The sequence below is a fragment of the Chitinophaga sp. genome, assembly GCF_035564935.1.
Taxonomy (GTDB): Bacteria; Bacteroidota; Bacteroidia; order Chitinophagales; family Chitinophagaceae; genus Chitinophaga.
Genome location: NZ_DATMTE010000434.1, coordinates 1 through 3,587 on the forward strand (window position 1 = coordinate 1; position 3,587 = coordinate 3,587).

General features: G+C 49.3%; 3 protein-coding genes. 2 read left to right on the forward strand and 1 reads right to left on the reverse strand.

Annotated features, from left to right (window positions below; all coding sequences use genetic code 11):
* Positions 1 to 207: 207 nt before the first annotated feature.
* Complete coding sequence (locus tag VN105_RS11255) at positions 208 to 1,254, reverse strand: NAD(P)-dependent alcohol dehydrogenase (protein ID WP_325640859.1); 1,047 nt, start codon at positions 1,252 to 1,254, stop codon at positions 208 to 210.
* Between the two features lie 151 nt (positions 1,255 to 1,405).
* Here VN105_RS11255 and VN105_RS11260 point away from each other — a divergent pair, with 151 nt between their 5' ends.
* Complete coding sequence (locus tag VN105_RS11260; RefSeq protein ID WP_325640861.1) at positions 1,406 to 2,206, forward strand: glucose 1-dehydrogenase; 801 nt, start codon at positions 1,406 to 1,408, stop codon at positions 2,204 to 2,206.
* A 9-nt stretch (positions 2,207 to 2,215) separates the two neighbouring features.
* Positions 2,216 to 3,352 (forward strand): FAD-dependent oxidoreductase, encoded by a 1,137-nt coding sequence (locus tag VN105_RS11265; protein ID WP_325640863.1) that lies wholly within the window; start codon positions 2,216 to 2,218, stop codon positions 3,350 to 3,352.
* Positions 3,353 to 3,587 lie beyond the last annotated feature (235 nt).

Consider the following 3,587-nt stretch of genomic DNA (forward strand, 5'->3'; position numbering starts at 1 on the left):
TATCTTCCTTGCTGCGCAGGTAACATTTATGGCTTGGAACCTGTCCGTGCTTTTAAGCAACATATAAGCGGTGCCCATTGAATTAATACCGGTGCCAATGTATTTATCAACAAAACCCAACAACACCCCTGCTTAACAAGCGGATAACAAAACAACACCCGTTCCGGTAGGGGAACGGGTGTCAATAAAGTTCGCCGGCCTGGTTGTCTATTTCAAGCTGGCAATATCAATTACAAACCGGTACTTCACATCGCCTTTCAGCATCCTTTCGTAAGCAGTATTGATATCTTTAATATTAATTACTTCCACATCACTGGTAATATTATGTTCCGCGCAATAATCCAGCATCTCCTGGGTTTCACGGATACCGCCGATAAGTGATCCGGCAATGCTCCTGCGCCCCATGATCAGGTGGAAAGCCGGTACGACGGAGGGCTCCGGGGGTACGCCAAGGCAAATCATCACCCCGTCCAGGTTTAGCAGGTTCAGGTAAGTAGTGTAATCGTGCGGGGCGGAAATGGTATTGATGATAAAATCGAACTTGTTGCGAAGCTGTTTTACCTGTTCCTTATCCTTCATCAACGCAAAATGATGCGCGCCTAAACGGCGGGCATCCGCTTCTTTGGAAGGGGAAGTGCTCAGCATGGTTACTTCTGCGCCCATAGAAGCTGCCAGTTTAACCGCCATATGTCCCAGGCCTCCTAAACCAACCACGCCCACTTTGTGGCCCTTACCTACTTTCCAGTGACGGAGCGGGGAATAAGTAGTGATGCCGGCGCATAACAGCGGTGCAACGCCTTCCAGGGGCAGTTTATCGGAAACTTTCAGGGTATATTTTTCATCCGTTACAATATGCGTGGAATAACCGCCATAGGTGGGCGTTTTCCGGTCCATTTCATAACCGTTGTAAGTGCTGGCGCCGCCGGTGATGCAATACTGTTCTTCCCCCGCCCTGCAGGGATCGCAAACCCTGCAGGAGTCTACAAAACAACCGATCCCCGCCAGGTCACCTACTTTAAACTTTGTTACATGATCGCCAACTTTGGTAATACGCCCCACAATTTCATGGCCGGGAACCATCGGGTAAATAGAATTGCCCCACTCATTCCTTACCTGGTGGATATCGGAATGGCATACGCCACAATAAAGGATTTCAATCTGTACATCATGCGGACCGGGATCTCTCCGTTCAAAATTCCAGGGACCCAACGGAGATGCAGCGTCCTGTACCGCATAAGATTTTGTTGCAATCATGGTGTAAAATTTTAGTCACCCTAAGCTACGTAATTTGTACTATCGCCGTAAAGCCACTGGTGTAAAACAGCGCTTTTTACTGTTTTTTCAATAACTTATACAGTAATAGGCAAACAACTGATTTTTATTTTTGATATAAAATAATAAGATCATGGAGCTTCACTTAAAAGGCAAAGTAGCCATTGTTACCGGTGGCAGTAAAGGAATCGGCAAAGGCATTGCCGCATCTTTACTACAGGAAGGCGTTACCGTAGTGATCACCGCCCGCAATGCGGATGAACTGGAAGATACAGCGGCCATGTTCCGCCTGCAGGGACTGGATGTACTGGCAGTAGTAGCTGATATGACAAAGGAAGCCGATCTGCAGCAACTGGTGACCACTACCGTGCAGCAGTTGGGCCACATTGATATCCTGGTTAACAATGCCGGCGGTATAGACGCTTTCGGGCCGCTGGACAACATCAGCATGGCGCAGTGGCGACAGGTATTTGACATTAATTTCTTCGGCCTGGTAGCGCTCACCCAACTGGTGATCCCTCATATGAAAAAACAGGGTGGCGGAAGGATCATCAATATTTCCTCCGAAAATGCGGAACAGCCGGATCCTAATATGGGACACTATAATGCCACCAAAGCCGCGCTGAACAACTATTCGAAAACGCTGTCGCAGAATTACGGGAAAGACAATATCCTCGTGAACACTGTTTCCCCGGCATTTATCAAAACACCACTGGTAGATGAAATGCTGGAAGGCATCTCCAAAGAAAAAAATATTTCAATTGCCGATGCCGCCAGGGAATTTCTCAGGCAAAACCGTCCTTACCAGGTATTGGGCCGACCCGGTACCCCGGAAGAAACCGGCAGCCTGGTGGCATTCCTGGCTTCGGATCATGCTTCCTTCATTACGGGTGCGGTATTCCGGGTGGATGGAGGATCTGTAGGCGCTGTATAAATAATAGCTATGTTAAGTTTCTGGGAGAAGGAAAGCCTCCTGCAATACGACTATATCATTGTGGGCAGCGGTATTGTTGGTTTGTCGGCTGCCATCAGCCTGAAAGAACGGGCGCCCGGCAGCCGGGTGCTGGTGCTGGAGAGAGATATTTTGCCCACCGGCGCCAGTACTAAAAATGCCGGTTTTGCCTGTATAGGGAGCCTAACCGAAATACTTACCGATCTGCAAACCATGCCTGCGGAAGAAGTAAAGAACCTGGTAAACCTGCGCCTGCGTGGCCTTCGCCTGTTGCGCAGCCGCCTGGGAGACGCCGCTGTGAACTACCGGGAAAACGGCAGCCATGAACTGATAGGCCCCCGCGAAGAGTGGGCCCTGCACCAGCTTCCTGAAGTAAACAGCCTGCTGGGCGATCTCTTCGAAGGAAAGCCGGCATTCACCCTGGCAAACGACCGCCTCCCGGCCTTTGGCTTTGCCCCCGGTTACGTGAAAGCCCTCATCAGTAATAATTTCGAAGGAGAGCTGCATACCGGCAAAATGATGCGCGCACTTATTGACACCGCTATATTAAAAGGCGTGGAAATAAAAACCGGGTGTACGGTAAAAGCAATAGACGATTTTCATACAGGGGTAAACGTTATAGTACCGCATCAAACCCTGCAGGAAAACATGGCCTTCTCCGCCCGTAAAGTGCTCATTTGTACCAACGCTTTTACCCGCCGCCTGCTTCCGGATGAGGAAGTGGTGCCTGGCCGGGGGCAGGTACTTATTACCGCGCCGGTGAAGGAGCTGCCTTTTAAAGGGGTTTTCCACATGGAGGAAGGGTATTACTATTTCAGGGAACTGGAGGGCAGGGTGCTGCTGGGCGGTGGCCGGCAGCTGGACTTTGCCGGGGAAACCTCCACTGATTTCCGTTTCAACGACAATATCCAGCACCAGCTGGAAGAATTGCTGCATAAAGTAATACTGCCCGGCCGGGAAGTAACCGTGGCCGACAGGTGGACCGGTATTATGGCCTTTGGCAAAACGAAGCAACCTATCGTAAAAGTACATACGAAAAACGTGATCATCGGTGTTCGCATGGGAGGGATGGGAGTAGCCATCGGTTCCGTAATCGGGGATAACATCGCCATCATGGCACTGGAATAGGGAAGGTCATCATCCCCGTCAGAATGTTTTTTTCCCCCTTTGACGGAAAAACTTGCTTCCCGATTTTCTGTGTTCTATATTTATTTTTTATTTCCACGCTATCAGGCATTCAGTTGACAACTCCCACCCCCTAGAAGGAAAGGAAATCAATCTGGAAGGTATTTTATTACGTTCACGGTACCTTTTGTGAAAGTAAAGGGTATCAATTGTTTCTTTTTATATAAATGCACTATGA

Bases quoted from the DNA above. Each gene is read 5' to 3' on its own strand.
- VN105_RS11260 (WP_325640861.1), top strand. From the start codon at position 1,406: ATGGAGCTTCACTTAAAAGGCAAAGTAGCCATTGTTACCGGTGGCAGT.
- VN105_RS11265 (WP_325640863.1), top strand. From the start codon at position 2,216: ATGTTAAGTTTCTGGGAGAAGGAAAGCCTCCTGCAATACGACTATATC.
- VN105_RS11255 (WP_325640859.1), bottom strand. From the start codon at position 1,254: ATGATTGCAACAAAATCTTATGCGGTACAGGACGCTGCATCTCCGTTG.